Source organism: uncultured Maribacter sp. (genome assembly GCF_947495965.1).
Taxonomy (GTDB): domain Bacteria; phylum Bacteroidota; class Bacteroidia; order Flavobacteriales; family Flavobacteriaceae; genus Maribacter_B.
The window spans coordinates 43,541-70,205 of sequence record NZ_CANMBB010000005.1 but is presented as its reverse complement, the minus strand read 5'-3'; the positions used below and the strand labels follow the sequence as shown (position 1 = coordinate 70,205).

30 protein-coding genes are annotated in these 26,665 nt (G+C 30.7%); 18 read left to right on the top strand and 12 right to left on the bottom strand.

Annotation, left to right across the window (positions count from 1 at the left end; translation table 11 throughout):
* Positions 1-156 precede the first annotated feature (156 nt).
* The 5 genes from Q0820_RS11240 to Q0820_RS11220 all read left to right on the top strand — a co-directional run bounded on the left by Q0820_RS11240 (position 157) and on the right by Q0820_RS11220 (position 5,350).
* Entirely contained in the window at positions 157-1,092 is a 936-nt protein-coding gene (locus Q0820_RS11240) for an ABC transporter ATP-binding protein (RefSeq protein WP_298487736.1), read from the top strand.
* On the top strand, positions 1,085-2,413 hold the full coding sequence (locus tag Q0820_RS11235; RefSeq protein ID WP_298487735.1) for an ABC transporter permease: 1,329 nt from the start codon (positions 1,085-1,087) through the stop codon (positions 2,411-2,413). The genes Q0820_RS11240 and Q0820_RS11235 overlap by 8 nt, the downstream gene beginning before the upstream one ends.
* Before the next feature lies 1 nt (position 2,414).
* Positions 2,415-3,263, top strand: coding sequence for a mechanosensitive ion channel domain-containing protein (locus tag Q0820_RS11230; protein WP_298487734.1), 849 nt, complete (start codon positions 2,415-2,417; stop codon positions 3,261-3,263).
* A gap of 89 nt (positions 3,264-3,352) precedes the next feature.
* Positions 3,353-4,177 carry a DUF6268 family outer membrane beta-barrel protein gene (locus tag Q0820_RS11225; protein ID WP_298487733.1) on the top strand — a complete coding sequence of 275 codons (825 nt, stop codon included), beginning with the start codon at positions 3,353-3,355 and terminating at the stop codon, positions 4,175-4,177.
* Positions 4,178-4,186: 9 nt separating this feature from the next.
* The gene (locus Q0820_RS11220; protein WP_298487732.1) at positions 4,187-5,350 is read left to right on the top strand and encodes a sigma-54 dependent transcriptional regulator; all 1,164 of its coding nucleotides are present in this window, start codon (positions 4,187-4,189) and stop codon (positions 5,348-5,350) included.
* Between the two features lie 6 nt (positions 5,351-5,356).
* Here Q0820_RS11220 and Q0820_RS11215 read toward each other — a convergent pair whose 3' ends face one another.
* The gene (locus tag Q0820_RS11215; RefSeq protein ID WP_298487731.1) at positions 5,357-6,043 is read right to left on the bottom strand and encodes a hypothetical protein; all 687 of its coding nucleotides are present in this window, start codon (positions 6,041-6,043) and stop codon (positions 5,357-5,359) included.
* 196 nt (positions 6,044-6,239) lie between these two features.
* On the opposite strand from Q0820_RS11215, the gene Q0820_RS11210 reads away from it, so the two are divergent.
* The 3 genes from Q0820_RS11210 (at position 6,240) to Q0820_RS11200 (ending at position 9,546) form a co-directional block, all read left to right on the top strand.
* Positions 6,240-7,121 carry a PPK2 family polyphosphate kinase gene (locus Q0820_RS11210; RefSeq protein ID WP_298487730.1) on the top strand — a complete coding sequence of 294 codons (882 nt, stop codon included), beginning with the start codon at positions 6,240-6,242 and terminating at the stop codon, positions 7,119-7,121.
* Positions 7,111-8,508: a M20/M25/M40 family metallo-hydrolase gene (locus Q0820_RS11205; protein ID WP_298487729.1), complete on the top strand. Its 1,398-nt coding sequence runs from the start codon at positions 7,111-7,113 to the stop codon at positions 8,506-8,508. Before Q0820_RS11210 ends, Q0820_RS11205 begins: the two co-directional genes overlap by 11 nt.
* A gap of 105 nt (positions 8,509-8,613) precedes the next feature.
* Entirely contained in the window at positions 8,614-9,546 is a 933-nt protein-coding gene (locus tag Q0820_RS11200) for a peptidylprolyl isomerase (RefSeq protein ID WP_298487728.1), read from the top strand.
* Positions 9,547-10,058: 512 nt separating this feature from the next.
* On the opposite strand, the gene Q0820_RS11195 is transcribed toward Q0820_RS11200, so the two are convergent.
* The 5 genes from Q0820_RS11195 to Q0820_RS11175 all read right to left on the bottom strand — a co-directional run bounded on the left by Q0820_RS11195 (position 10,059) and on the right by Q0820_RS11175 (position 13,642).
* Positions 10,059-10,253, bottom strand: coding sequence for a cold-shock protein (locus Q0820_RS11195; RefSeq protein WP_013304911.1), 195 nt, complete (start codon positions 10,251-10,253; stop codon positions 10,059-10,061).
* Positions 10,254-10,559: 306 nt separating this feature from the next.
* Positions 10,560-11,759, bottom strand: coding sequence for a crosslink repair DNA glycosylase YcaQ family protein (locus tag Q0820_RS11190; RefSeq protein ID WP_298487727.1), 1,200 nt, complete (start codon positions 11,757-11,759; stop codon positions 10,560-10,562).
* A gap of 2 nt (positions 11,760-11,761) precedes the next feature.
* Positions 11,762-12,145 (bottom strand): DUF3037 domain-containing protein, encoded by a 384-nt coding sequence (locus Q0820_RS11185; RefSeq protein ID WP_298487726.1) that lies wholly within the window; start codon positions 12,143-12,145, stop codon positions 11,762-11,764.
* Positions 12,135-12,914 carry a HipA family kinase gene (locus tag Q0820_RS11180; RefSeq protein WP_298487725.1) on the bottom strand — a complete coding sequence of 260 codons (780 nt, stop codon included), beginning with the start codon at positions 12,912-12,914 and terminating at the stop codon, positions 12,135-12,137. The genes Q0820_RS11185 and Q0820_RS11180 overlap by 11 nt, the downstream gene beginning before the upstream one ends.
* An 89-nt stretch (positions 12,915-13,003) precedes the next feature.
* Positions 13,004-13,642 (bottom strand): peroxiredoxin, encoded by a 639-nt coding sequence (locus Q0820_RS11175; RefSeq protein ID WP_298487724.1) that lies wholly within the window; start codon positions 13,640-13,642, stop codon positions 13,004-13,006.
* A gap of 166 nt (positions 13,643-13,808) precedes the next feature.
* Between Q0820_RS11175 and Q0820_RS11170 the strand changes: the two genes are divergently transcribed.
* Positions 13,809-14,348: a YfiT family bacillithiol transferase gene (locus tag Q0820_RS11170; RefSeq protein ID WP_298487723.1), complete on the top strand. Its 540-nt coding sequence runs from the start codon at positions 13,809-13,811 to the stop codon at positions 14,346-14,348.
* A 7-nt stretch (positions 14,349-14,355) separates the two neighbouring features.
* Here Q0820_RS11170 and Q0820_RS11165 read toward each other — a convergent pair whose 3' ends face one another.
* Complete coding sequence (locus Q0820_RS11165) at positions 14,356-14,913, bottom strand: thioredoxin family protein (protein WP_298487722.1); 558 nt, start codon at positions 14,911-14,913, stop codon at positions 14,356-14,358.
* Positions 14,914-15,007: 94 nt separating this feature from the next.
* Between Q0820_RS11165 and Q0820_RS11160 the strand changes: the two genes are divergently transcribed.
* Together Q0820_RS11160 and Q0820_RS11155 are read left to right on the top strand one after the other, a co-directional pair.
* The gene (locus tag Q0820_RS11160) at positions 15,008-15,346 is read left to right on the top strand and encodes a tRNA-binding protein (protein WP_298487721.1); all 339 of its coding nucleotides are present in this window, start codon (positions 15,008-15,010) and stop codon (positions 15,344-15,346) included.
* A gap of 3 nt (positions 15,347-15,349) precedes the next feature.
* On the top strand, positions 15,350-15,484 hold the full coding sequence (locus Q0820_RS11155) for a hypothetical protein (RefSeq protein ID WP_298487720.1): 135 nt from the start codon (positions 15,350-15,352) through the stop codon (positions 15,482-15,484).
* Between the two features lie 122 nt (positions 15,485-15,606).
* Here Q0820_RS11155 and Q0820_RS11150 read toward each other — a convergent pair whose 3' ends face one another.
* Together Q0820_RS11150 and Q0820_RS11145 are read right to left on the bottom strand one after the other, a co-directional pair.
* Entirely contained in the window at positions 15,607-15,984 is a 378-nt protein-coding gene (locus Q0820_RS11150) for a PUR family DNA/RNA-binding protein (RefSeq protein WP_298487719.1), read from the bottom strand.
* An 80-nt stretch (positions 15,985-16,064) separates the two neighbouring features.
* Positions 16,065-17,816, bottom strand: a complete 1,752-nt coding sequence (locus tag Q0820_RS11145) for an ABC transporter ATP-binding protein (RefSeq protein ID WP_298487718.1) — start codon at positions 17,814-17,816, stop codon at positions 16,065-16,067.
* Between the two features lie 185 nt (positions 17,817-18,001).
* Here Q0820_RS11145 and nusB point away from each other — a divergent pair, with 185 nt between their 5' ends.
* From nusB to yajC, 3 genes are read left to right on the top strand one after another with little or no spacing between them, the layout of a single operon-like run.
* On the top strand, positions 18,002-18,949 hold the full coding sequence (gene nusB, locus Q0820_RS11140; RefSeq protein ID WP_298487717.1) for a transcription antitermination factor NusB: 948 nt from the start codon (positions 18,002-18,004) through the stop codon (positions 18,947-18,949).
* A gap of 41 nt (positions 18,950-18,990) precedes the next feature.
* Positions 18,991-19,467: a DUF1573 domain-containing protein gene (locus Q0820_RS11135; RefSeq protein WP_298487716.1), complete on the top strand. Its 477-nt coding sequence runs from the start codon at positions 18,991-18,993 to the stop codon at positions 19,465-19,467.
* 23 nt (positions 19,468-19,490) lie between these two features.
* Positions 19,491-19,784: a preprotein translocase subunit YajC gene (gene yajC / locus Q0820_RS11130; RefSeq protein ID WP_298487715.1), complete on the top strand. Its 294-nt coding sequence runs from the start codon at positions 19,491-19,493 to the stop codon at positions 19,782-19,784.
* 55 nt (positions 19,785-19,839) lie between these two features.
* Here yajC and Q0820_RS11125 read toward each other — a convergent pair whose 3' ends face one another.
* The 3 genes from Q0820_RS11125 to pepT all read right to left on the bottom strand — a co-directional run bounded on the left by Q0820_RS11125 (position 19,840) and on the right by pepT (position 23,228).
* Entirely contained in the window at positions 19,840-21,300 is a 1,461-nt protein-coding gene (locus Q0820_RS11125) for a phospholipase D family protein (protein WP_298487714.1), read from the bottom strand.
* Positions 21,301-21,394: 94 nt separating this feature from the next.
* Entirely contained in the window at positions 21,395-21,997 is a 603-nt protein-coding gene (locus tag Q0820_RS11120) for a DUF1801 domain-containing protein (protein WP_298487713.1), read from the bottom strand.
* Between the two features lie 4 nt (positions 21,998-22,001).
* Complete coding sequence (gene pepT, locus Q0820_RS11115) at positions 22,002-23,228, bottom strand: peptidase T (RefSeq protein ID WP_298487712.1); 1,227 nt, start codon at positions 23,226-23,228, stop codon at positions 22,002-22,004.
* Between the two features lie 165 nt (positions 23,229-23,393).
* Here pepT and Q0820_RS11110 point away from each other — a divergent pair, with 165 nt between their 5' ends.
* The 4 genes from Q0820_RS11110 (at position 23,394) to Q0820_RS11095 (ending at position 26,583) form a co-directional block, all read left to right on the top strand.
* The gene (locus Q0820_RS11110) at positions 23,394-23,834 is read left to right on the top strand and encodes a Spy/CpxP family protein refolding chaperone (protein WP_298487711.1); all 441 of its coding nucleotides are present in this window, start codon (positions 23,394-23,396) and stop codon (positions 23,832-23,834) included.
* An 86-nt stretch (positions 23,835-23,920) separates the two neighbouring features.
* Positions 23,921-24,961, top strand: a complete 1,041-nt coding sequence (locus Q0820_RS11105) for a quinone-dependent dihydroorotate dehydrogenase (protein WP_298487710.1) — start codon at positions 23,921-23,923, stop codon at positions 24,959-24,961.
* Between the two features lie 99 nt (positions 24,962-25,060).
* Positions 25,061-25,687, top strand: a complete 627-nt coding sequence (locus Q0820_RS11100; protein ID WP_298487709.1) for a LysE family translocator — start codon at positions 25,061-25,063, stop codon at positions 25,685-25,687.
* 29 nt (positions 25,688-25,716) lie between these two features.
* On the top strand, positions 25,717-26,583 hold the full coding sequence (locus tag Q0820_RS11095; protein WP_298487708.1) for a hydroxymethylglutaryl-CoA lyase: 867 nt from the start codon (positions 25,717-25,719) through the stop codon (positions 26,581-26,583).
* Positions 26,584-26,665 lie beyond the last annotated feature (82 nt).

Genomic DNA, 26,665 nt, shown 5'->3' with positions numbered 1-26,665 from the left:
TAAATTTTCTTTTTCATAGCAATTTTTTTTCCCATCCTTGAATTTATTTTAAGGGTGGGTTTCTTTTTTAGTGTAAATTCTCTTAAACTTTTAACAAAAAATCATAAAAAAGAATACGGTTTAAAGCAATTATATATCTTTGATAAAAAGGCTTACATGAATAATATTTTGGTTACTAAAGAGGTTACCAAACATTTTGGAAAACATATTGCTTTAAATAATGTTTCCTTAGAAATTCCTAGAAATAGTATTTACGGGCTTCTTGGTCCAAATGGAGCAGGGAAAACTACACTTATACGTATAATAAATCAAATTACGCACCCAGATAAAGGGAGTGTTTTTTTTGGTGGTGAAAAACTAAAAGCAGAACATATTGCTCAAATAGGATACTTGCCAGAAGAAAGAGGTTTGTATAAAAACATGAAGGTAGGGGAGCAAGCATTATATTTAGCGCAACTAAAAGGCTTGTCTAAGTCTGAGGCCAAAAAGAGACTTAAATTTTGGTTCGAGCGTTTAGAAATAGGTAATTGGTGGGATAAAAAAATACAAGAATTATCTAAAGGAATGGCACAAAAAATACAGTTTATTGTAACTGTACTGCATGAACCTAAACTCCTTATTTTTGATGAACCTTTTAGTGGTTTTGATCCTATAAACGCAAATATCATAAAGGAAGAAATTTTAAAACTAAAAGAAAAAGGTACTTCTATTATTTTTTCTACGCATAGGATGGAGTCTGTAGAAGAGTTGTGTGAATATATTGCCCTAATTCATAAATCAGAGAAAATATTAGACGGCAAACTATCCGATATTAAAAAAGCATATAAAAATAATATTTATAAAATAGGATTGCAGACTCCTAATGGAGATGCTTTACTGGGAGAATTATCTGGTAAATTTAAAATTAGTGCATCAGACTATAACACGGTAGAACAACAGTTAGATTTTACAATGCAGTTTCCTGGAAAAGAGACTGGGGAAATACTATCTTATTTAGCATCAAAAGGAAACATAAACAGTTTTGTAGAAACAATACCTTCTGCAAATGAAATTTTTATAAAAACTGTTCAAAGTAAAAATAATAATGAATAAATTATTTTTAATAATTAAAAGAGAATATATAGCAAAAGTGCGTAATAAATCTTTTGTTGTTATGACGTTTTTAAGCCCTATTCTCATGGTAGGAATGGGGGTTTTAATAGCTTATTTAACTAAGATTAATGATAATGAAAAAAGTATTGTTGCACTATTAAACGAAAGTGATTATTTTTCTAATGAGTTTTTAACTACAGAAGGAACTTCTTTTATTCATTTTAACGAAATTAATTTAGAGACAGCAAAGGACTCTACATTAAAAATGGGATATTCGGGTTTGTTGTATATACCTAAAGAGTCTAATTTGGAACAAGTAGTTGCAAGGTCTTTTTTTTACAGTGAAAAATCTCCAAATACAAGTTTAATTAGTCGTTTAGAGCTTGTTTTTCAGGATAGATTAAGAGAAAAGAGATTGCAAAATCTGGGAGTGTCTACAAAAGATTTTTCTGCTTTAAAGGTTAATTATGCTATTAATACAGCTACTTTTAATGGCAAACAAAACGTAAAAGGAATTAATGAGATTAAGGCAGTTATAGGAGGGGCTTTTGGGTACCTTATAATGATGTTTATTATAATCTATGGTGGTTTTGTTATGCGAAGTGTAATTGAAGAAAAAACAAGTAGGATTATAGAAATTATTATTTCATCCGTAAAGCCTTTTCAATTAATGCTAGGTAAAATCCTTGGAACATCTTTAGCAGGAATAACGCAATTCATAATTTGGATACTACTAGGATCTTTATTAATGTTAGTAGCTTTATCTTTTTTAGATATTGAGCTTTCTGCTTTACAGAACGGAGCAGAATTAACCGCAAGTATAAATACAGCACTACCAACAGTAGATCAAACTATGCAAGTATACGCTCAAGAATTATTAGATATACCTTGGTTTACGTTGCTTTCTTTTTTTATAATATATTTTCTTTTAGGGTATTTAATTTACAGTTCTATATATGCTGCTATTGGTGCTGCGGTAGATAATGAGACGGATACGCAACAATTCATATTTCCAATTATATTACCTTTAATGTTGGCTATTTATGTTGGTTTTTTCTCGGTCTTTAGTAATCCTCACGGCCCTATTGCTGTTGGTTTTTCAATTTTCCCATTAACATCTCCTATTGTGATGTTAATGAGATTGCCAAGCGGTATAGGAGAAGGGGGGGTGCCTTTGTGGCAGCTATTAACATCTATACTATTATTAATAGTAACTTTTATTGGGATTGTATGGCTGGCATCTAAAATATACAGAGTTGGTATTTTAATGTACGGTAAAAAACCTACCTACAAAGAAATATTTAAATGGTTAAAATATTAGAATGGATAAGTTAGTAGATTTTTTTAGCGGAATAAAAGATTTTTTAGCATTAGAAATTTATTCTAGCGATAGTGGACATATTACAATAAGTACATTATTAACTATTGTAATTGCAATAATTATTGTTACCTATTTACTTAAATTAATTCACAAGTTAGTAACAGTAAAACTTCCAGAAGAAGACCAAAATAAGTTTCAGAGTATTTTTGGGTTTTTAAAGTACCTTTTTTATATAATGACAGTTCTTACCATATTACACTCTTCTGGTATTAACTTAACAGTATTATTAACGGCCTCTGCAGCACTGTTTGTTGGGTTAGGTTTTGCTTTACAATATCTTTTTCAAGATATAATTTCTGGAATTTTAATCATTTTGGATCAATCTTTGCATGTAGGAGATATTATAGAAGTAGAAAATAAAGTAGGACGGGTTTTTGAAATACGATTGCGTACTACAAGAGCCTTAACACGGGATGATAAAGTAATTGTAATTCCTAATCATAAATTTTTAACAGATAGTATTTATAATTATACGCAAAATCATAAAACTACTCGAGAAATGGTAAAGGTTGGTGTAGCTTATGGTAGTGATGTGGATTTGGTGACAAAGCTTTTGTTAGAAGTCGTAACGGAAGAAAAATCTTTATTAAATAGTCCTAAGCCTTTTGTGCAATTTGAGGATTTTGGGGATAGTGCATTATTATTTTCTGTCCACTTTTATATTAAAGATAGTTTTAATGCACCAGGTTTAAAAAGTAAGGTTAGGTATGGAATAAATGCTAAATTTAACGAGAATAATATAAGTATTCCTTTTCCGCAAAGAGATGTTCATATTATAGCAAAGAATTAAAAGTAGTAGCGTGTTTTGCTTAGATTAATGAAGTAGAGTAGTATATGAATAAGGGTTTTTATTTTTTTATTTTTTTTATTTTTCATTTTTTGAGTTATTCGCAAACTCCAGATGTTTTTAGAGCAGAGTATATGCTATTACCTAAGACTGATGTGGGTAATAGAACATCTAGGATTAAATTAGTAGCTAATGTTCCTATTAAAGTATTTAAAAAAGATGTGCTAGTTATAGGAGCAGAATATAATCAATACGATTATGAAATACCATCTACGTTAACGGTTGAAGCCCAAGAAGCTTTAGCAAAATTTTATGTGGTAGATTTAAATTTTGGATATGTCCTTAAATGGAATGATGATTGGAGGTTTATAGGTTTAATAACCCCTAGATGGGCTTCAAATTTCTCCGTAGAGTTTGATGAAAAAGATTTTAAAATAAACGTGACAGCAGGAGCTTTTAAAGAAAAAAAAGATATTGAAAAACCTTTTAGATTAGTATTGGGTTTGTCCTATAACAATACATCGTCAGTACGAGTGCCATTACCATTTGTATATTATGAAAAAAGATTTCATAAAAACTGGTCCTACACATTAGGAGTCCCAAAAACTGGCTTAAAATATTTTTTAAAGAAGGATCATTTTTTTCAAACGGAATTAATTTTAGACGGGTATTATGTAAATATTCAGAATGACATTTTGTTAGATGATAATAGTACTTCAACAGATGTTTCATCTACTTCTTTTTTAGCAACTATTGGCTACCAGCATAAGATAACTAAAGATATTTCAGTATATCTTATGGGAGGACATAGTATAATACAAAATGGATCGTTAAGAGATACAGACAGGAATAGTGTATTTATATTAAATAACAAGCCAGGTTTGTATTTTAGAACAGGAATAAGAATAGGAATTTAAACAAAGAATATGTCAAAAATATTAGTTATTGAAGACGAGTCGTCTATAAGAAGAGTTCTAGTTAAGATATTATCAGAAGAAAATGATGGGTATGTAGTAGAAGAGGCTGAAGACGGTTTACGCGGCATAGAGATTCTTAAAAATAAAGATTACGATCTTGTACTTTGTGATATAAAAATGCCAAAAATGGATGGTGTTGAGGTTTTAGAAGCTGCAAAAAAAATAAAACCAGAAATTCCTTTTATCATGATATCTGGCCATGGAGATTTAGATACAGCAGTTAATACAATGCGTTTAGGAGCTTTTGATTATATTTCTAAACCGCCAGATTTAAATAGACTTTTAACTACTGTTCGTAATGCTTTAGATCGTAAAGAGTTAGTGGTAGAAAATAAGAAACTGAAGAAAAAGGTTAGTAAAAACTACCAAATGATAGGGGATAGTAATGAAATATCTGCAATAAAAGATATGATAGAAAAAGTAGCTCCTACAGATGCAAGAGTTTTAATAACAGGTTCTAACGGCACAGGTAAAGAATTAGTTGCACATTGGTTACATGAAAAAAGTCCAAGAAGTGCTTCACCATTTATAGAAGTAAATTGTGCGGCAATACCATCAGAACTAATAGAAAGTGAGTTGTTTGGTCATGTAAAAGGAGCTTTTACTTCTGCAGTAAAAGATAGAGCAGGTAAATTTGAAGCAGCAAATAAGGGAACTATTTTTTTAGACGAAATAGGAGATATGAGTTTGTCTGCGCAGGCAAAAGTATTACGAGCTTTACAGGAAAGTAAAATTTCTAGAGTTGGTACGGATAAAGATATTAAAGTAGATGTAAGAGTATTAGCAGCTACGAATAAGGATTTAAAAAAGGAAATAGCAGATGGTAATTTCAGAGAAGATTTATACCATAGACTAGCGGTAATTCTTATAAAAGTTCCTGCTTTAAATGACCGAAGGGATGATATTCCATTATTAATATCTCATTTTGCAAAAAAAATAACTTCGGAACAAGGTATTGCAACTAAAACTTTTTCAGATAAAGCTATCAAGTTATTAAAAAGTTACGATTGGACAGGGAATATTAGAGAACTACGAAATGTTGTAGAACGTTTAATTATCCTTGGAGGGGTTGAGGTTACAGAAGAAGATGTAAAATTATTTGCTAGCAAATAAACTGTGTTAATTACAATTGTTTAATTGCTCTATAGCATTTGCAGTAATTTCTTTGGTACGCAAATTATAGTATTTTTTACCTTCAGATAAATTAGGTTTAAGTAGTTGTTGCTCGCAATGTTCAAAAATGTGCGTAGCATAACTTAGTGCTTTTTTGCAATCTACTGTTTCTACTATTTTTTGTAATGATTTTTCATAGGCAAATAAGGTAGAATCTATTTTTTTCTCTAATAAAATGCCTTTAGGAGCAGCTAGAGATTTATTTTTTTTGCTAGTACCTAGGGTGTTTACTGTTAAAACATCACTAGCATAATCACTATTGTGTAATTCGTGTTTTTCTAATGCTTCTAGACTTCCTATTGTTTTTTCTAAAGAACGGTTTAGTAATATTCGTGTACTTCTTAAAGTAGTTGCTCTAGTAGCTAAAACTAAATCTTTAAAACTATCTTGTATACTAGTAGCTGCATAATCACAGCCGCAGTTGTTTAGTTGTTCTTTTGTTTTTTCAATAGCTTTTATGGCTTTGTAGGTATGATAACGTGCAATGTTAATATCATTTTTATTAATTGCTTTTTTTGTTTCGGTTTTTACATAGCTTATATTAGAACCTGCATATTCACATGGTTTACTAGGCTTAAAAGAAGAAAATAAGCTCAATGCTATTGTGAGTAAAATAAAGTAAGAATACTTCATAATGAATAAGTATTAATTGTAAAATTTGGGTTATTACAACGTAAATGTACGGATAGTAAACTCATTGTTAATAGATTTTCGATGGAATGCAAATTAATACCGTTGACCCTGATAAATGGAAAGTTTTAACAGATAAAAGGATATTTAAAACAACATTTTTTACCTTTAAAGAATAACAAATACACACCTTAGTAATATGCATAATATAAAATCAGAAACTTATTTAGCAAAAAAAAGCGCAGCAATTAAAAATATAGATACCTATGAAAATTTTAATGTAACAGATAAAGAACTAAAAAAGGATTTAAAATTAATTAGGAGAGATTTAGGGGAATTGCAGGATGTTTTTTATGCACATGATAAGTATAGTGTATTAATTTGTCTGCAAGGAATGGATACTTCTGGAAAAGATAGTTTAATTAGAGAGGTATTTAAAGATTTTAATGTTAGTGGGGTGCAAGTACATAGTTTTAAGGTTCCTACAGATTTAGAACGAAGTCATAATTATTTATGGAGACATTATATAGCATTGCCAGCAAAAGGAACTTTTGGGGTTTTTAATAGAACACATTATGAGAATGTTTTGGTAACAAGGGTTCACCCAGAATATATTTTAGGAGAACATATACCAGGAATAGATAGCGTAGATGATATAAATCAAGAATTTTGGGATAGAAGATTTAGACAGATTAATGATTTTGAGAAAAATTTAGCAGAAAACGGGACTATTATTTTTAAGTTTTTCCTAAACCTTTCTAAAGAAGAACAAAGACAAAGGTTATTGCGAAGATTAGCAATAAAGGAAAAGCATTGGAAATTTTCGCCAGGAGATTTAAAAGAACGTAAATTATGGGATACGTATCAGGATTGTTATGAGGAAGCAATACTTAATACAAATAAAGAGCATGCGCCATGGTATATAATACCTGCAGATAATAAAAAAGGAGCAAGGGTAATTGTGGCAAGTATCTTATTGCAAGAGTTAAAAAAATACAAAGATGTGGTAGAGCCATCTTTAGATAGTAAAATAATGGCTAATTTAGAGGATTACGAAAATCAATTGAATAATGAAAAATAACATTCTCATACTAATACTATTCGCTGTATTTGTTAGTAATGCACAAACAACAGATGAAAAACAATTAAAAAGTATTTATAATGCCTCATTAGTAAAGGGGCAAGGGTATGACTGGCTTAATTATCTTTCTAACCAAATTGGAGGAAGATTATCTGGTTCTATACAAGCACAAAAAGCAGTAGAGTATACAAAGAAAGAATTAGACTCTTTAGGTTTAGATAGGGTATGGTTACAACCCGTAATGGTTCCAAAATGGGTACGAGGTACTCCTGAGTTTGCTTATTTTGAAACATCACCTGGAGAAACTACAAACGTTCCAATTTGTGCATTAGGAGGTTCTGTAGCAACAGCACAGAAAGGTGTAAAAGCAAATATAATAGAGGTTAAAGGGATTGAAGATTTAAAAGCGTTAGGGAAAGAAAATATAGAAGGGAAAATAGTTTTTTATAATAGGCCAATGGAGCCAACATTAATAAGCACATTTCATTCTTATTCCGGTTGTGTAGACCAGCGTTATTCCGGAGCAGAAGAAGCTGGAAAATATGGAGCTGTTGGGGTAATAGTAAGATCGGTTAATTTACGTTTAGACGATTTTCCACATACTGGTTCTATGAGTTATGGAGATACTCCAGTAGCTAATAGAGTGCCTGCAGCAGCTATAAGTACCAATGGAGCAGAATTATTAAGTACAACTTTAAAACTTAACCCAGATATAAAATTCTATTTTAAGCAAAATTGCAAGCAGTATAAAGATGTAGAATCTTTTAATGTTATAGGAGAAATAAAAGGAACCACTTACCCAAATGAAATTATGATAGTGGGTGGCCATTTAGATTCTTGGGATTTAGGAGATGGTTCTCATGATGATGGAGCTGGAGTAGTGCAAAGTATGGAGGTGTTACGTTTACTAAAGGAAACAGGGTATAAACCAAAACGTACTATACGAGTAGTTTTATTTATGAATGAAGAAAACGGTTTGCGTGGTGGTAATAAATATGCTGAGGTAGCAAAAAGTAAAAAGGAAAATCATGTTTTTGCATTAGAAAGTGATGCAGGCGGATTTACACCAAGAGGTTTTTCTTTTGATTGTTCTGATGCAAATTTTAAACAAGTAGAAAGCTGGAAAAAATTATTTGAACCATATTTAATTCACATGTTTGTACGAGGAGGAAGTGGTGCAGATGTAGGCCCTCTAAAGAATGATAACATTGTATTGGCTGGGTTAAGACCAGATTCTCAAAGATATTTTGACCACCACCATGCAGAGAATGATACTTTTGAGCATGTAAATAAAAGAGAATTACAACTTGGCGCAGCAACAATGGCAAGCTTAGTTTATCTTTTTGATACTTACGGAGTAAAGATGCTGCCAAAAATTAAAGGCTAGCATTATTAACTAAAATTTAGGATAGGATTCTAAGGTAATTGCTGTAATAGCGTGGTAAAAACTTTTAAAAATTAGTATCTTTGCCGCTCATATAAAAATAGCATTATGCAAGACGGCATTTACGCAAAATTCAATACAACTAAAGGTGAGATATTAGTAAAACTCACACATGATAAAACCCCAGGAACTGTAGGTAACTTTGTTGCTTTAGCAGAGGGTAAAATGGAAAACTCAGCAAAATCTGCAGGAGAAGCTTATTATGATGGTTTAAGTTTTCATAGAGTAATTCCAGATTTTATGATACAAGGTGGTTGCCCACTAGGTACTGGAACAGGAGACGCTGGTTATAAATTTGATGATGAATTTCATCCAGACTTAAATCATAGTGAGCCAGGAGTTTTATCTATGGCAAATGCTGGGCCTGGTACAAATGGAAGTCAATTTTTTATAACACACGTTCCAACACCATGGTTAGATAATAAGCATACAGTTTTTGGTAATGTATCGTCAGGACAAGAAGTGGTTGATGCTGTGGCGCAAGGTGATAAAATTGACAGTTTAGAGATTGTACGTGTAGGTGAAGAAGCAAAAGCTTGGGATGCTTTACAGGCATTTAAAACTTTTGCAAGTTCTGGTGAAGAAAGAAAAGCAGCTGAAAAAGCAAGACAAGCAGCAGAGTTAGATAAAGTTGCAGCTGGTTTTGATCAAACAGAAAGTGGTTTACGTTACAAAATGATTCAAAATGGTTCTGGTGCACAGGCAGAAAGTGGAAAGAAAGTATCGGTACACTATGAAGGTTCTTTATTAAGCGGTCAAGTTTTTGATTCTTCTTATAAACGTAATGAACCAATAGATTTTCAATTAGGAATAGGACAAGTAATTCCGGGATGGGATGAAGGTATTGCTTTATTAAAAGTAGGAGATAAAGCTCGTTTTGTTATTCCTTCTAATTTAGCGTATGGTAGTGCAGGAGCAGGTGGTGTTATACCACCAGATGCTACTCTAATTTTTGATGTAGAATTAATGGGTGTAGGATAAAATCCTCATTCTGCAATTTAAAAAAAGCCCTTTCCTATAATGGAAAGGGCTTTTTTTATATGATTTTTTTAGTCTTTTTCTGTTTTTTGAAACTGAGAATAAAAAAAATACAGTTTAATAGTAAAAGAGAAAATACAATACCAAAGAAAGTTGTCATAAGTAAAAATTAAGGGTGTTAAATTTTTAGTTGTTTGTGTATAAAACAACAGGACTAATAAAAACCCAACTTACTATTCTTTATTTTTTTGCTTTACCTACACTAAAAAAGAGAAGTATCGCATTAATAAATAGTAATACAAATAAAATGGAAAAAAAAGTTGTCATAAATATATGTTTAGTTCTTTGGGGAACTTAATACGTTTTAATACTTAGATAAAGAAATTATAAAAGGTTGCGTAAATATATTGATAAAATACAAAAGTAGCTTATTTCTTACATTTTTGAATTATTGAAAAAGAAAAACCCAAACATATTTGTTTGGGTTTTTACTATAAAAAAGTTAAAATCGTTACCTAGTCAACTACTTTCACATTAACGGCGTTTAATCCTTTTTTACCTTGTTGTAGTTCAAATTCTACAACATCACCTTCACGAACTTCATCGATCAAGCCAGAAATGTGTACAAAGTGATCTTCGTTTGAACCATCTTCAGTGATGAAACCATAACCTTTGGAATCGTTGAAGAATTTTACTGTTCCTTTACTCATAATACAAATATTAAATAATTATTAAAGCGCAAATATACTGTTAAATTATTAAATGTAAGATTTTTAGTAAGTTATCTTTAGGTTATCAATATTTATTGGCATAAATATTTTAAGAATTAGCGTTTTATTTTTTATTAAATTACCTTTTCTTTTTTATTAATACCACTCTGTACTATTAAATATTTTCTTTAGGTACTGTGAATAAGTTGGATAACTTTTCTTTAACGGAATTTCTAATAAGAATATGTAGTTCTAATTTTAAATTACCTTTTCTATTTACATGCTTTATCCTAAGATAAAGATGGCTTAGTTAAGTTGCTTTTCTATAAGTTGTTTAATATTTGTAGGATTTGTTCTGTTTACTTTTATAGAATCACAATTATTAAATTCTTTAAACTTTTTTAGCTCTTTAGTTAGAGTTATAGAAAATTCATCAATTTTTTTAAGCGAAGGTTCTAAAACTAAATTGTTAATGTGTAATGTTTTATCTTTTCTATGCGCTTTACAATCCATTCGCGCAGCAAATTTACCATCCCATAAAATTGGCAATGAAAAGTAGCCGTATTTTCGTTTAGCTTCAGGAACATAGCATTCAATTAAGTAATCAAAATTAAATAAATCTTGCATTCGTTTACGCTGTATAAGTAAATTATCAAAAGGAGATAATATTTTTAATTTACTACGGTATAGAGGTTTATTAAGTAAGTTTATAGTATTAGGTAGCATGTAATATATTTTATTATTTACATTGCATTTAATTATTTCATTTCTAAGAAGCATTTCTTCTAAAGCTTTAGTAATATTAGGTTTTATATTTTTTAGTAAGTATGCTATTTCATTACTTTGAGCAAGTCCGTTTGTATTTAAATATTTTTTAATTAAAAAGCGAGCGTACTCATTTGGAGACGGTAAACTGGTGTTTATATTTTCGGGTAAAACTCTTTCTGTAATATCATAAACTTTATGGAAATTCTTGCGTGAAGAAATCATTAAATCTCCTTGCATAAATAAATACTCTAAGGCTTGTTTGGTTGGTTTTGTTGTCCAATCTCCTTTCTTTTTTCCAGTATTTTCAAAATCTTTAGCCATTAAAGGTCCTTCCTTTGTAATACGTTCAAGAACCTGTTGCATTAGTTTTTTATTGGGATTATACCAGTGCTTTTGGGCTCCAATTGCTAAATCCTTTTTTTTAGGAAGGCTATATCTAAACTCTTTTATTGGTAAATAAGCTGCTGCATGAGACCAGTATTCAAACACCTTTTTTTCTTTAATTAATTCTGATAGATGTGTAGTTTGGTAACGAGGGTTTCTATTCCATAAGGTATGATGATGTGCGCGTTGAACAACAGAAATAGTGTCAATTTGTATATATCCAAGATGTTCAATAGCATCTAATGTAGCAGATAAAGCACTTCCAGTATTTTTTTCGGTTAGTACTTTTTGAGATAACAATATAATTTTTTGAGCTTCTTTATTGGATAAAGTTTCTGTTTTTTTTACCTCCACATCTATAATACGTATTTAGTAAATATGTCTTCTAAAACTTTTTCTGGATTATTGCAAATTCCGGAATGTGTTTTTGAGCTTTGTATTATTGTGCTTCTAGAAGCTGCTAACCATCTAAACCTATCGGATAGTTCTAACTTACCAATAGTACCAGCAGATGAAGCTCCTTCGCATACTAGTTTCCATGCATTTAGGTAAGATTCTAGCATGTTTATATCTATCTCTTCAGAAAAAGCTTCTAATTTTTTTTGGCTAATGTTATATTTTATATCTAGAAATTTTTTTCGCTTAGAAAATAAAATTACCCCAACATTAAAAAATTCTTGCCGTTCTACTTTAGGAACAACACGTATTATAGCATATTCAAACGTAACTCTATCTTGCATCTTCGGCTTCTTTAACTAGATTATCTAACATAGAAATTTTAGCATTTATATAAGATATATATGCAGCTCTCATTTGATCTGGAGTAAAAGAATCGGTCTCATTTATTAACCATTCTTCTGGTATTAAAGAAATAATTTCTTCAATCTTTTCTTGGTTAATTTTATGTTTTATCTCTTTTGCTACGGATTGTAAATTGCTAGCACATTCTAAAAGAACATGGTCTTTAATAAGGGGGAAAGTTCTAGTAAGGTGGTTTTCCCATTGGGGCCAATTATGATGAAAATAAAAGCTAGCACCATTATCTATAATCCATAGCTCATTATTCCAATGTAATAGGTTGGTATTTTTTGCAGTTCGGTCTATGTTACTAATAATACTGTCTAATAAAACAACTTTAGACGCTGTAGTACCATCTATATTAGAAACTAAAGGGTCATACGTAATTGCGCTAGATAAATAGTGCAATCCTAAATTTAGGCCAACACTAAATTTTAGTAAATCTTGAATTTCTTCATCAGGCTCTGTTTTACTAAAAGAATCCTCTAAATTCATAAAGACAAGTTCTGGTACTTTTAAGCCTATAGCGCGAGCAAATTCTCCACCTAAAAGTTCTGCAATCAGGGCTTTTTTTCCTTGACCAGCGCCTCTAAATTTTAAAACGTACAGAAAATCATCATCTGCTTTTACAATGGCGGGTAGAGAACCACCTTCTCTTAGTGGTTTTATGTATTGTACAACATCTACTGTACGAATATCAATTTTGTTCATAATTACTAAGATACTATAATTGTATTTTTTTAAAAGAAGAGGGGTAACTAATTTTAGTTACCCCTCTTTTTATGCTCTTAAAATTCTCTTTATTTAGTAGGGTCTGGCGTCATTCTTAAATAAGGTTTTATTTCGTTTACCCCTTTGCTAAAAATTTCTTTAGCTTGTGAAGTAGGTATAGCCGGACTTACTACAACATCTTCTCCATTTTTCCAATTTGCAGGAGTTGCAACTTTATGGTTTGCTGTAAGTTGTAAAGAATCTACAACTCTTAGTAATTCATAAAAATTACGACCTGTTGATGCTGGGTATGTTAAAGTAAGTTTTACTGTTTTATCTGGTGCTATAATAAATACCGAACGAACCGTAAGCGTACTGTCTGCTTTAGGATGAATCATATCATATAAATCCGATACTTTTTTATCTTCATCTGCTATAATAGGGAAGTTTACAGTGGTTTCTTGTACTTCATTAATATCTTTTATCCATTCTCTATGAGAGTCAGAACCATCTACACTTAAAGCTAGCATTTTTACATTACGCTTGTCAAACTCTCCTTTAAAGTTAGAAGCTGTACCTAATTCTGTAGTACATACCGGAGTAAAATCTGCAGGGTGCGAAAACAAAATTCCCCAAGAGTCCCCTAAATATTCATATAAATTTATAGTTCCCATAGAACTATCTGCTGTAAAATCTGGGGCAGTATCGCCCAATCTTAATGTTGCCATATGTTCTTTATTTTTTAATTAAAATAATTATCCTACAAAATTACTAGATTAATAATTATGAGCATAAAAATGAAGTTAAAACTGTATTAAAGTTTGTGATATTTTCGGATTCAATAATAATGAGAAAACTATTTTTCCTATTCACAGAACTTAGTATCTTTAAAGTATGGAGCAAAATATAGAGAAGTTAAAGTACCCAATAGGGAATATCAAATTTCCAGAAATAGTTTCTAAAGAATTGTTAGAAGAATGGATTTTAGATTTAGAAAATTTGCCAACTAATTTAATAGAGTTGGTAAAAGATTTATCTGCAGAACAGTTAGAGGAGCCATACCGCCCTGGTGGTTGGACTGTTAGGCAATTAATTCATCATATTGCAGATAGTCATCATCATAGCTATACTAGGTTTAAATGGGCTTTGTCTGAAGATAAACCATTAATAAAAGCATATGAAGAAAAAGATTGGAGCGAACTATTTGATGCTAAAACTGCACCTATAAAATTATCTCTACACTATTTAAGTGCATTACATGCTAAGTTGGTATATCTTTTAAGAGGTTTATCTTCAGATGATTTAAAGAAAAGTTATATGCATCCAGAAGGTAATGTAGAGGTTACCGTTTTAGAAAATATTTATAAATACGCATGGCATAGTAACCACCATTATGCACATATAAAAGGATTGGTAGATAGAAAAGGTTGGTAAGTATACTTTAGTTTTTCCATTTAATATTACAGCCTATACTTGGTTTTTGCATAGAATTAATTTCTTTATTTTCTAGTAGATTGTCTATTGCTAATCTTAAGTCGTTACCAGAGATTGGTATGCCATTTCCGGGTCTAGAATCATCTAATTGGCCTCTATATGCTAATTCTAGCTTAGCATTAAATAAGAAAAAGTCAGGAGTGCAAGCGGCATCATAAGCTTTTGCTGTTTCTTGTGTTTCGTCATATAAATAAGGGAAGTTGTAGTTCTCTTTTAGGGCAACTTTTTTCATTAACTCAGGGGAATCTTGTGGGTAGTTAACAATGTCATTACTAGAAATAGCAATAAATTGTATGCCTTTATTTTGGTAGTTTTCTGCCATTTTTACAATTTCTGGATTTACATGAATAACAAAAGGGCAATGATTGCAAATAAACATTACTAAAGTTCCTTTTTCTCCTTTCCATTGTGTAAGAGTCTCTTTTTTTAAAGAAACAGTATTTAATAAATTAAAATCTGGAGCTATTGTACCTAAAGGTAGCATATTACTAGGTGTTCTTGCCATGACAAGTTTTTTACTTTAAAGATAAAAGTATTTACGGTATTCTTTGCAATGTAAAAGGGCATTTTTTAACTTCAAAAAAAATATTTTATAAGTAATGAAAGATTTAATTAGTTGGGAAGATTTTTCTAAAATAGATATTAGAGTGGGTACTATTGTTGCTGTCACTAATTTTCCAGAAGTACGTAACCCTGCTTTTAAGCTAGAGGTAGATTTTGGAGAGGAAATTGGAATAAAAAAAACATCGGCTCAAATAACAAAATTATATACCAAAGAAGATTTACTAGGAAAACAGGTTACTGCAGTAGTAAATTTTCCTAAAAAACAAATAGCTAATTTTATGAGCGAATGTCTTATTTTGGGTGCTGTAGATGGTAAAGATGTAACATTGTTACGGCCTGCACAAATAGTTTCTAACGGACTTAAAATTTCATAATTAATGTTAGTAGCCTCTTTAGATGCTCTTAAAATAAACTTTGATGAGCAAGCTTTATGGACTCTAAATTTTGCTTTGGCTTTGTTTGTATACCCATTTTTTTATAATACTTTCTTTAGTTCTGGGCTTTTTCTTTAGTTGGTTTGTAAGTTCTTTGGTTGTATTTGCTAAAATTATCTATGATTACTTATACGTAAAATTAGCAAAAAAAAATGCTCTTTATTTCTAAAGAGCATTTTAGTAAAATATATTTTATAGGACTAAATGTCGTCAAAACTTACATCTGTAAAGTTTTCTGGAGAAGAGGTTGTTTCTTCTTCTTTCTTAACATCTTCCTCTCTTTTAAAGTCTTTTTGGTGTCTTTCAGAAATAACTTCAGAACCTTTTTCATCAATGATAAAATCCATCATCTCTTCTACATTTTCTTTAAAAGCGGTAAAATCTTCTTTGTATAAATAAATTTTATGTTTTTTGTAGTGGAAAGTACCATCATCATGTGTAAACTTTTTACTTTCAGTGATTGTTAAATAGTAATCTCCTGCTTTTGTGCTTCTAACATCAAAAAAATAAGTTCTTCTTCCTGCTCTTAATACTTTGGAGTGTATCTCTTCCTGATCCATTAAATCTCTGTCGCTCATTTTAACGTAGTTTCTAAATTATTTAATATGATATTATTCTATCAAAAATGAAAAAAAAAAGCGTATCGAGCAACAATTTTTTAATTTTCTTTCTCTAAAAGCTGATTTTTGTACAATTCTTTGTAGTATCCATTTACGTTGTTTAATTGTTTATGGGTACCTTCTTGTATTAGTATTCCGTCTTCTAGAACTAGAATTTTTGAAGCGTTTTTTGCAGAAGAGACTCTATGGCTTACAATAAGAGTAGTTCTGTTTTTTGATGCTTTTTTTAAGTTGTTTAAAATTTCTTCTTCTGTTTCGGTATCTACTGCAGAAAGGCAATCATCAAACAAATAAATATTTGGGTTCTTTAAAAGAGCTCTAGCAATAGATACTCTTTGTTTTTGCCCACCACTAAGGGTAATTCCTCTTTCTCCTAAAACGGTATCGTATCCGCCAGCAAAATCAGAAATATTTTTGTGAACTACAGCTTTTTTTGCTACCGTAATAACTTCTTCATCTGTAGCATTCTCTTTCCCAAATTTAATGTTGTTTTTAATAGAGTCCGAAAATAAAAAAGCATCTTGTGGTACTGCTCCAATAGCTTCTCTTAAGCTGGTTAAATTAAGGTTGTTTATAGGTTTGTTGTCTATTAAAATTTCTCCAGAAGAAACATCATAAAGTCTAGAAATTAAATCTAAAATAGTAGATTTTCCAGAGCCAGTTTTACCTATTATGGCTACAGTTTCTCCGTTTTCTATTGTAAAGGATAAGTTTTTTAAGGCAGTAATATTTGTGTCTTCATAAGTGAAACTAACATTCTTAAATTCTATTTTTCCAACGATTGGAGTTATTTCTTCAACAGTATTTGTTATAGAGGGTTTCTCCTTTAAAAAGGCATTTATTCTTTTTTGAGATGCTTCTGCTCTTTGTATAATAGAAGTTAACCAACCAACAATAGCAACAGGCCAGGTAAGCATGTTAACATAAAGAACAAACTCCGCTATTAAACCAACACCTATTTCTCCATTTATATATTGTTTACCTCCAATATATATTACAAATAAATTACTAATACCAATAAGTAAAATCATGAGAGGAAAAAACCAAGCATTTATTTTAGCTAGGTTCATACTTTTTTCTTTTCCTTCTAAAGCTAAAACCCCTAAGTCTGTATTGGTTTGTGGTTCTAATGAATATGCTTTAATAACAGATACGCCTGAAAAAACTTCTTGGGTAAATGTAGATAGTGAGGATAAATATTCTTGAACAATAGTACTTCTTTTGTGTATTACTTTACTTATTTGGTATATTAAAACCGATAAAATAGGTAAGGGCAACAACGTATACATTGCTAGAGTGGGAGCTTTAATAAACATTAAAGGTATAAGACAAACAAAAAGAGTTAAGGTTTGCATACCGTACATAATTGCAGGACCAGAATATAAACGCACTTGGTTTATATCTTCACTAATACGGTTCATTAAATCACCAGTTCGGTTTTGCTTATAAAAACTTAAACTAAGGCGTTGGTAATGGTCAAAAACTTCATTTTTTAAATCAAATTCAATATACCTAGATACATTTATGATGGTTTGACGCATTAAAAATGTAAAAAAACCAGAAAGTAAAGCTGCAGCAATAATGATTAAAATATATTGTAATAATAAATCTTCCCCTTCTCCTTTGGTAATTGTAGAACCAATAGTATTTTCTAAAACAGAAATAGATTTATTAACGTAAGTAGGTAATACTAGCTGAAAAACACGTGCAATTATGGTAATAAGGATACCAATTACTAGTTTTTTCCAATATTTTTTAAAGTATTTGTTTAGATGTTTTAATTCCTTCATGCGTTATAATAAGGGGAATATTGTGGTTTTATAGAACAATGTGGCAAAGATAACTTTTTGATGTTTAACCAAATGTTATAAAATACATAAGATAATTAGAAATGTTGTGTCTAGTTTTTAAAATAGATGCTTACTTTTACAGCCTCAAAGTTTAACCTATTTTTTATTTTTAAGTTCTTAAAAACATGCTTACAAGAAGACACATTAGGGTAAAAGTAATGCAAAGCATTTATGCCTTGATACAATCTAAAGATGATTCTTTAGAAAAACAGAAAAAATTTTTAGATGTAAGTATAGAAAATATGTACAGCCTGTACCTATTGTTACTAAGCTTATTGATAGAGGTGCACCAAATGGCCGATAATCAATTAAAATTATCATCAAAAAAATATATTGCTACTGCTGGTGATGACTTACCTTTTAAAGAAAAGTTTGTTGCTAATAAATTGCTGTTGCAATTAGTAAATAATGAACAGCTAAAAGAAGAGTTAGAGATACGTAAATTAAATAACTGGTATTTAAATGAAGAATACGTAAAGTTAATTTATAAAAGTATTCTAGAGAGTGATATGTATTTAAAATATATGCATACCAAAGACAACTCTTATGATAAAGATAAAGAGTTAATTGTAGATTTATTTAAAGAAATAATTGCTCCTAATGAGAAGATTTACGATTATTTTGAAGATGACAAACTTACTTGGGTAGATGATATTCCTATAGTAAACACCTATTTGCTAAAACATTTAAAGAAAGTAAAGGAAAACTCAAGAGATGCTTTCTTTTTACCAAGTCTTATAAAAGATGAAGAAGATATGCAGTATGCCCAAAAACTATTATCTAAAACATTATTAACTAATGATGATTTAGAGAAAGAAATTGAAGGAAAAACTCCAAATTGGGATAAAGACCGTATTGCAGGTATAGATGCTATTTTAATGAAAATGGCAATTTGCGAGTTATTAAACTTTCCGTCTATTCCAGAAAAAGTTACTATCAATGAATATTTAGAAATTGCAAAAGAGTATTCTACTCCAAAAAGTAGCATTTTTATTAACGGTATTTTAGATAAATTGGTAAAAGAATATAAAAAAGAAGGAAAGCTTAACAAAATAGGTAGGGGGCTCTTATAAAAATATTTTTTAATTTTGTACAAAATAAAAAAACAACAATAATGAAAAGAATTCTTTTAATGACCGCTTTATTTTCTGCATTTACATTTGTGTCGTGCAAAGAAAAAGCTTCAAGTAAAATAAAAACAGAAAATGTGGCTGTAGCTGCAGAAAGAGATGAAGCATCAAAAGCTTTGCCTGTTATGTCTTTTGATAAATCGGAGCATGATTTTGGGACTATTACACAAGGAACCCCACAAGAGACAGTATTTACCTTTACAAATACAGGAACAGGGCCATTAATTTTAACAGATGCTAAAAGTAGTTGTGGTTGTACCATTCCAGAATATCCAAAGAATACACCAATTGCTCCAGGAGAGTCTGGAGAAATGTTAGTTAAATTTAACGGGTCTGGACAAAACCAAATAACTAAAACAATTACGGTAACTGCTAATACAGCAAAAAAGTCTGAGACATTACGGATTAAAGCATTTGTAAACCCTAAAGGAGCAGCTCCTGTTGGGCCAACTGCTAACTAAATAATTAATTTTAAATAAATAACATGGGTGATATTGGACAGTTTTTGCCAATGATTTTAATTTTTGTAGTCGCATATTTTTTTATGATACGACCACAAATGAAAAGGCAAAAAGATGAACGCAAATTTGCAGAACAATTAAAAAGAGGAGATCGTATTGTTACTAAAAGTGGTTTACACGGAAAAGTAATAGATTTAAATGATAAGGATGCTTCTTGCGTTATTGAAACCATGGCAGGAAAATTAAAATTTGACCGTTCTGCAATTTCAATGGAAATGAGTAAAAAGTTAAATGCTCCAGCTTCAGAGAAAAAGTAAGACTTTAATTTTTTTAAATAATTTAAAAGACCAGCAGTACTGCTGGTCTTTTTGTTTATAAAATATCTTTAGGAAGTATTTTACGTGTCCAAGTTTTTAAACGTTTGTAGTTGCTAACTTCACTATCTGGATTGTAATCTAATGTAATATGCCAAGAGTTTTCGGGTTTAAACTCTTCTTCCATGCCTTCTAAGACATATTTTGTTATTTCTTTAGAGTTTATTATAGTGATGCATTCCGTATTTAAATTAGCACTTCTAGGATCTAAATTAAAGGTTCCTATTACGGTTGTTTTACCATCTATAACCATAGATTTTGCATGTAGTCCAAAGGTAGGTTTATAGTCTAATTCCTCTTGTAGAGCACCTGTCATTATTTTGGTTTGCTCTGCAGCATCTGGTTTAAATTCATATATTTTCACCCCTGTTTTTAATAATAACTCACGGTCCGTTTGGTAACTACTAAAGGCTTCTACATTATCTGTAGAGGCTAAACTGTTGGTTAAGATTCTAACTTTAACACCACGTTCTACAGCTTCTTTAAAAAGATTTTTTCCTAGTTCGGAAGTAATTAAATAAGGAGTTTGTATTTCTATACTTTTTTTTGCGCTTTTTACTAATTTTAAAAGTTTGCTGGTAGTAATGCCACCTCCTCCTAAGCCACTCTCACCATCATTTTTTCCTGGAAAATCGGAAATAAAAGAAACAGAATCTGTCCAAACTAGCTTATCCGATTCTTTTAAAGAATTAAAAACTTGTGGTAAATTTCGAATTTTTTCGCGTACTTGAGGCCAAAAGTTTTCAGGATTACAGGCGTATTCATGTAATTTAGAAAATCGGTCTTTATCCTTAATTTCCTCGGGTAATGTATTTGTTAATTCTGTAGCGGGAACACTTAAATCACTATCCCAAAATTGTTGAAATGACGTATTTATCTGTTTTGTTTCTTTTCCTAATAATAAAACATCTCGGTCTCTAAAATTATATTCATGGTCATAATCAAAATATTCATCCGCTATATTACGACCTCCTGTAATTACAACTTGCTCATCAACGATAAAAGTTTTGTTGTGCATGCGTTGGTTGGCAGACCTAAAGTCCGTAGCAAATTTTCCTATTTTTTGAAAAATATTTTTTCCAAGATTTACTCCAGGGTTGTAAATTCTAATTTCTATATTTTCATGTGCATTAAGAGAAAGAATATCCTTAAAACCCCCATCTACCATAATATCGTCTATTAATAAACGAACTTTTACGCCTCTTTCTGCAGCACGTACAAGATAATCGCACGCAATTAAACCTATGTTATCTGTAGAGAAAATAAAATACTGTATATCTATGCTTTTTTCTGCATACTCACATAACCAAGCTCTGGTTACCATAGCAGTGCCACCATCTTCTAAAACATAAACCCCTGTTTTATTTTGCATTAAAGGTTTAACTTCTTTTAAAGCTGCAGAAAGAGAAATGGTAGTGTCTCTTTTTATATTTTGGCAATTAGTAGAGTTCTTTGTCATTATTTTTTCTTCTTTACAGGAGAGAATTAATAATAGTATTAAAAGCAAAAAAAAGGTTTTTTTAATCATTTTTATTTTTTGAAAAGCTTAAAAGTTAGCAATTACGGTATTTGTCGTTTATGCCAATACCTTTTTCTATTAAGGGGATGATTTTTTCTAACCTTGCTTTTTTTGTTTTTTCTTGTTTAGCTAGCATTATATATTCTGTATATTCTTTTTGTTTATAAGGTGATAATTTTCTGAACGCTTTATTTAGGTTACTATTTTCTTTTAAAACTTTAGATAATAAAGAAGGAATTTTTAAGGGAGAAGCTTTCTTTTTTACAACAGAAATTTTTAGGCCTTTTTTTTCATTTTCTATGGCTTCCATGCAATAGTCTAATACCATCTGGGTATTTATTTTATCTCCTACTGTAAGCTTCCATTGGCGCATAGCTTTTGTTTTACCTTCTTGAGCGTTTCGTAAAACCTTGTTTGGGTCTTTTAAAAATACCCCATTAAAGAACCAGATGCCATAGTGGTTTTTAAATTTACCAAGGGATAAAACGTTTTTGTTTTTTATGGTATAGGTTGGAACACTCCATTTAAAAGTTTCTTCTAAATCTGTAGATAAGATTAGTTTTCGGAGTACTGTTATTCCTTTTTTAAAAGTGTGTTCTTCAGAAAAATACTTTTCTAGTTTTTCAGAAGTTTCCATAAAATTACGCTTTAGCAGCAGTAATTTCGGCAATTTTTACGATAACTCCAACTGCTTGTACCATGCTTTCTGCAGGAACATATTCATATTTACCATGAAAATTATGTCCTCCAGCAAAAATATTAGGACAAGGAAGTCCCATGTAGCTAAGTTGAGAACCATCTGTACCTCCTCTAATAGGTTTTATAATAGGGGTAATTCCTATAGATTCCATTGCTCTTTTAGCAATTTCTACCACATACATTACAGGTTCTATTTTTTCGCGCATATTATAATATTGGTCTTTAATATCTATAGTTATGCAATCTCCATGGATAGAATTTAATTTTTCGGTTATTTTTAATAGTAGTTGTTTGCGTTCTTCAAACTTTTCCTTGTCGTGGTCTCTAATAATTAGTTCAAATGTAGCTTGCTCTATTTCTCCTTGCATGTGGTGTACATGAAAAAAGCCTTCTCTGTTAGTAGTATGCTCTGGAGTTTCTTCCATAGGTAAAATAGACATAAATTCATTGGCAATGTTTATTGCATTTACCATTTTCCCTTTAGCATATCCTGGATGCACACTTTTTCCGGTAACGGTTACTTTTGCTCCAGCGGCATTAAAATTTTCGTACTCTAACTCACCAATTTGACTACCGTCCATGGTATACGCCCATTTTGCTCCAAATTTTTCTACATCAAACTTATGAGCGCCTCTTCCAATTTCTTCATCAGGAGTAAAAGCTATTCTAATTTTACCGTGTTTAATTTCTGGATGTTTAATAAGGTATTCCATAGCAGTAACAATTTCTGCAATACCAGCTTTGTCATCTGCACCTAAAAGGGTAGTACCATCTGTAGTAATTAGTGTTTGCCCTTTGTATAAAAGTAAATCTTCAAAATAATCTGGAGATAGGATTATGTTTTTATCAGCATTTAAGACAATGTCTTTTCCATCATATTTTTTTATAATTTGAGGTTTAACATTGGTTCCAGAAAAATCTGGAGTAGTATCAAAATGAGCAATGAATCCAATGGTAGGCACCTCTTTGTCTATATTACTAGGCAATGTTGCCATAATATAGGCATGGTTATCTATAGTAACATCTTCTAATCCAATACTTTTTAGCTCGTTTACTAATTCTAGAGCTAAGTTCCATTGTTTCTCAGTACTAGGGGTAGTTTTAGATTCAGGGTTACTTTGGGTGTCAATTTTTACGTAACTTAAAAACCGATTAATAAGATGCTGCATTACTATAATTTTTATTCAAAAATAGGGTTTCTAATGTATAAATTATAATATTGTAGTGTGTTAAAAGTAAGTTTATTATCACTTTTGTTAGTACAGCTAAAAAAGTGCTTTTATCCTAAATTTTAATTACTTATTAGGAGAAGGTTTTAGTAAAAATGTAAATAAATGAAGAATATTAAATATTGTAGTATTGTCGTATTTGTTTTTTCCTGTTTTGTTGGTTTTTCGCAAGATTGCACTTTGAATGTAGGAGGTGGTAATGTAGAAACTATTGTATCTGTTTTTCAGTTAAATGCAGTTCAAAAAAGTAAACTTGAGGATATAAAAGCGGCTTATAGTATAGAGGCAAAATCTTTAGAGGAAGAAATAGAAAAATTGTTAGCGGAACATCCGCAGAGTACGCCGCAAGAATTGGAACTTCTTGGAAATAAATATATAGCGCTTAAAAATAAATTAGCAGATAAAGCACAGGAGACTGATCTTAAGTTGTTAGAAAGTTTTAACGAAAAACAATATAATCGTTATATAGACCTGTGTAAAGAAGCGTATAGAAAACCCTTTATAATAACACCAGTAGTTTATAAGGATAGTATTGCTCCAAAATAATTTAAAAGTTCTTTTAAAAAACAGTACTAGAAGAAGATAATACTCAAATTGAGTTTGTACTTTTGTCAAAATTTTTCCCTTGCATCATGTATAAGATTTTAATACGTCCATTATTTTTTTTATTAGACCCAGAAAGAGTACATCATATTAGTTTTAAGCTAATAAAGTTTTCTTCAAAAATTGGTATGTCTGGACTATTTAGGTCTCTTTTTGTTGTTAAAGACAAGCGTTTAGAACGGGAGGTATTTGGTTTAAAATTTGATAACCCAGTAGGGCTTGCAGCTGGTTTTGATAAGAATGCTGTTTTATATAATGAATTGGCAAACTTTGGTTTTGGTTTTGTAGAAATAGGAACTTTAACACCAAAACCTCAAGATGGTAATCCTAAGAAAAGGCTTTTTAGATTAAAGGCAGATAAGGCTATTATTAACCGTATGGGGTTTAATAATAAAGGTGTTTTTGAAGCCGTAGAAAAATTAAAAAAGAAGCATAATGTGCTTATTGGAGGTAATATTGGGAAAAATAAAATAACGCCAAATGAAGATGCAATAAAAGATTATTTGGTGTGTTTTGATGCTCTTTTTGATCATGTAGATTACTTTGTTGTAAATGTAAGTTCGCCTAATACACCAGGTTTAAGAGAATTACAAGATAAAGAGCCGTTAACAGCTTTATTAAAAGAGCTAAAAACTCAGAACAAAAAGTATACGGTTAAAAGAGATGGTGTAAATAAACCAATACTTTTAAAAATAGCTCCAGATCTTACAGATGCACAGTTATTAGATATTATTGCTATTGTTGCAGAAACTAAGATTGATGGAATAATAGCTACCAATACTACTATAGAAAGAAAAGATTTAAAATCTAGCTTAGTAGAAACGGAAGAAAAAGGAGGCTTAAGTGGGAAACCGCTTAAAGATAGAAGTACGGAAGTAATCCGTTTTTTGTCCGAAAAGAGTAATAAAGCATTTCCTATAATTGGAGTTGGTGGTATTAACTCTGCAGAAGACGCTATAGAGAAGCTTGAAGCAGGAGCAGACCTAATTCAAGTTTGGACAGGTTTTGTTTATGAAGGTCCAGCATTAGTTAAGAAAATTAATAAGGCTATTTTAGAGAGAAATATCTAATATTCCAGTGTTTTTTACATAAAATCTCTCAGAGGTTTCATGTACAATAGTGTTTTCTCTTATATACTTAAAAAAGTATAAACTCTAATATATCAAAAATTGAATGTAGAAATTTTGTTTGCTTTTGTGGCAGCAACTTCTGTTTTGGCTATTTCTCCAGGGCCAGATAATATTTATGTTCTAATGCAGAGTATTACAAATGGAAGAAAATACGGTATGGCTACAGTTATGGGGCTTATTTCTGGCTGTATAATACATACTACACTACTAGCTTTTGGAGTGTCTGCAATTATTAAAAATAACGAGAATATTTTTTTTATCATAAAACTATGTGGAGCTAGTTATTTAACCTATTTAGCATACAAGGTATATACTAGTAAAGATGTAATTAATTTGTCTGGAGAAGAGGTGGTAAAGAGGAGTACTTGGCAACTGTTTAAACAAGGTTTTATAATGAATGTGTTAAATCCTAAAGTCACCATTTTTTTTCTAGCCTTTTTTCCAGGATTCTTGTTTAGTAAAGAGCTAAATACTGTAGCTCAGTTCTATGTTCTAGGGTTATTGTTTATGTTTGTCTCTTTTGTTATTTTTAGTATAATCGTAATTTTATCGGGTTTTATTTCTGATTTTTTTTCAAAAAATCAGAAAATGGCTTCTTTTTTTAAATGGTTGCAAATTATTGTGTTTGTCGGAATTGCAATATTTCTATTTTCTTCGGATAAATAATAGTAAATTTATACCCATTAAATTAAAGAATGTCTACATCTGTTAAAATTATAGAATGTCCTAGAGATGCTATGCAAGGCATCAAAACTTTTATCCCAACCAATAAAAAAGTAAAATACATTCAATCTTTATTAGGTTGCGGTTTTGATACGCTTGACTTCGGAAGTTTTGTTTCGCCAAGAGCAATACCCCAAATGGTAGATACTGCAGAGGTTTTAGCAAATTTAGATTTATCCAAAACCGAAAGTAAACTATTATCTATTGTAGCAAATGTTCGTGGAGCGCAAGATGCATCGGAACATAAAGAAATACAATATTTAGGATATCCTTTTTCTATTTCAGAAAACTTTCAAATGCGTAATACGCATAAAACAATTTCACAGTCTGTAGAAATACTGCAAGAAATATTAAATATAGCAGATGCTTCTAATAAAGAAGTGGTAACCTATATATCTATGGGTTTTGGAAACCCTTATGGTGATCCTTGGAATGTAGATATAGTAGGAGAGTGGACTGAGAAGCTAGCTAATATGGGCGTTAAAATTCTATCGCTTTCAGATACGGTAGGGACCTCAAATGCGGAAACTATAGATTATTTATTTTCTAACCTAATTCCTAAATATCCAAACATAGAGTTTGGTGCACACTTACATACAACGCCTACAGAATGGCATGAGAAAGTAAACGCAGCATACCAAGCAGGTTGTCGTAGGTTTGATGGAGCAATACAAGGGTTTGGTGGGTGTCCAATGGCTAAAGATGAGCTTACTGGGAATATGCCAACAGAAAAAGTACTTTCTTATTTTACTTCAGAGAAAGTTGAAACTAACGTAAATTGGATGGTTTTTGAAGCGGCTTATAATAAAGCTTCAGAACTTTTTTCAGCATATCATTAACTCTATTGTATTGGTCTATATGTTGTTACAATTCTATTCATTGAAAAATATTAAGTTTATTTAGATTTATTACAAATAAAGT

Excerpts from the sequence above, each read along its gene's own strand:
- Q0820_RS11210 (WP_298487730.1), top strand. The coding sequence starts at position 6,240 with ATGCATAATATAAAATCAGAAACTTATTTAGCAAAAAAAAGCGCAGCA.
- Q0820_RS11195 (WP_013304911.1), bottom strand. The coding sequence starts at position 10,253 with ATGAGTAAAGGAACAGTAAAATTCTTCAACGATTCCAAAGGTTATGGT.
- pepT (WP_298487712.1), bottom strand. The coding sequence starts at position 23,228 with ATGCAGCATCTTATTAATCGGTTTTTAAGTTACGTAAAAATTGACACC.
- Q0820_RS11170 (WP_298487723.1), top strand. The coding sequence starts at position 13,809 with ATGGAGCAAAATATAGAGAAGTTAAAGTACCCAATAGGGAATATCAAA.
- Q0820_RS11095 (WP_298487708.1), top strand. The coding sequence starts at position 25,717 with ATGTCTACATCTGTTAAAATTATAGAATGTCCTAGAGATGCTATGCAA.
- Q0820_RS11215 (WP_298487731.1), bottom strand. The coding sequence starts at position 6,043 with ATGAAGTATTCTTACTTTATTTTACTCACAATAGCATTGAGCTTATTT.
- nusB (WP_298487717.1), top strand. The coding sequence starts at position 18,002 with ATGCTTACAAGAAGACACATTAGGGTAAAAGTAATGCAAAGCATTTAT.
- Q0820_RS11150 (WP_298487719.1), bottom strand. The coding sequence starts at position 15,984 with ATGAGCGACAGAGATTTAATGGATCAGGAAGAGATACACTCCAAAGTA.
- Q0820_RS11200 (WP_298487728.1), top strand. The coding sequence starts at position 8,614 with ATGCAAGACGGCATTTACGCAAAATTCAATACAACTAAAGGTGAGATA.
- yajC (WP_298487715.1), top strand. The coding sequence starts at position 19,491 with ATGGGTGATATTGGACAGTTTTTGCCAATGATTTTAATTTTTGTAGTC.
- Q0820_RS11155 (WP_298487720.1), top strand. The coding sequence starts at position 15,350 with ATGTTAGTAGCCTCTTTAGATGCTCTTAAAATAAACTTTGATGAGCAA.
- Q0820_RS11145 (WP_298487718.1), bottom strand. The coding sequence starts at position 17,816 with ATGAAGGAATTAAAACATCTAAACAAATACTTTAAAAAATATTGGAAA.
- Q0820_RS11110 (WP_298487711.1), top strand. The coding sequence starts at position 23,394 with ATGAAGAATATTAAATATTGTAGTATTGTCGTATTTGTTTTTTCCTGT.
- Q0820_RS11220 (WP_298487732.1), top strand. The coding sequence starts at position 4,187 with ATGTCAAAAATATTAGTTATTGAAGACGAGTCGTCTATAAGAAGAGTT.
- Q0820_RS11175 (WP_298487724.1), bottom strand. The coding sequence starts at position 13,642 with ATGGCAACATTAAGATTGGGCGATACTGCCCCAGATTTTACAGCAGAT.
- Q0820_RS11235 (WP_298487735.1), top strand. The coding sequence starts at position 1,085 with ATGAATAAATTATTTTTAATAATTAAAAGAGAATATATAGCAAAAGTG.
- Q0820_RS11125 (WP_298487714.1), bottom strand. The coding sequence starts at position 21,300 with ATGACAAAGAACTCTACTAATTGCCAAAATATAAAAAGAGACACTACC.
- Q0820_RS11120 (WP_298487713.1), bottom strand. The coding sequence starts at position 21,997 with ATGGAAACTTCTGAAAAACTAGAAAAGTATTTTTCTGAAGAACACACT.
- Q0820_RS11205 (WP_298487729.1), top strand. The coding sequence starts at position 7,111 with ATGAAAAATAACATTCTCATACTAATACTATTCGCTGTATTTGTTAGT.
- Q0820_RS11165 (WP_298487722.1), bottom strand. The coding sequence starts at position 14,913 with ATGGCAAGAACACCTAGTAATATGCTACCTTTAGGTACAATAGCTCCA.
- Q0820_RS11105 (WP_298487710.1), top strand. The coding sequence starts at position 23,921 with ATGTATAAGATTTTAATACGTCCATTATTTTTTTTATTAGACCCAGAA.
- Q0820_RS11160 (WP_298487721.1), top strand. The coding sequence starts at position 15,008 with ATGAAAGATTTAATTAGTTGGGAAGATTTTTCTAAAATAGATATTAGA.
- Q0820_RS11180 (WP_298487725.1), bottom strand. The coding sequence starts at position 12,914 with ATGAACAAAATTGATATTCGTACAGTAGATGTTGTACAATACATAAAA.
- Q0820_RS11135 (WP_298487716.1), top strand. The coding sequence starts at position 18,991 with ATGAAAAGAATTCTTTTAATGACCGCTTTATTTTCTGCATTTACATTT.
- Q0820_RS11185 (WP_298487726.1), bottom strand. The coding sequence starts at position 12,145 with ATGCAAGATAGAGTTACGTTTGAATATGCTATAATACGTGTTGTTCCT.
- Q0820_RS11230 (WP_298487734.1), top strand. The coding sequence starts at position 2,415 with ATGGATAAGTTAGTAGATTTTTTTAGCGGAATAAAAGATTTTTTAGCA.
- Q0820_RS11240 (WP_298487736.1), top strand. The coding sequence starts at position 157 with ATGAATAATATTTTGGTTACTAAAGAGGTTACCAAACATTTTGGAAAA.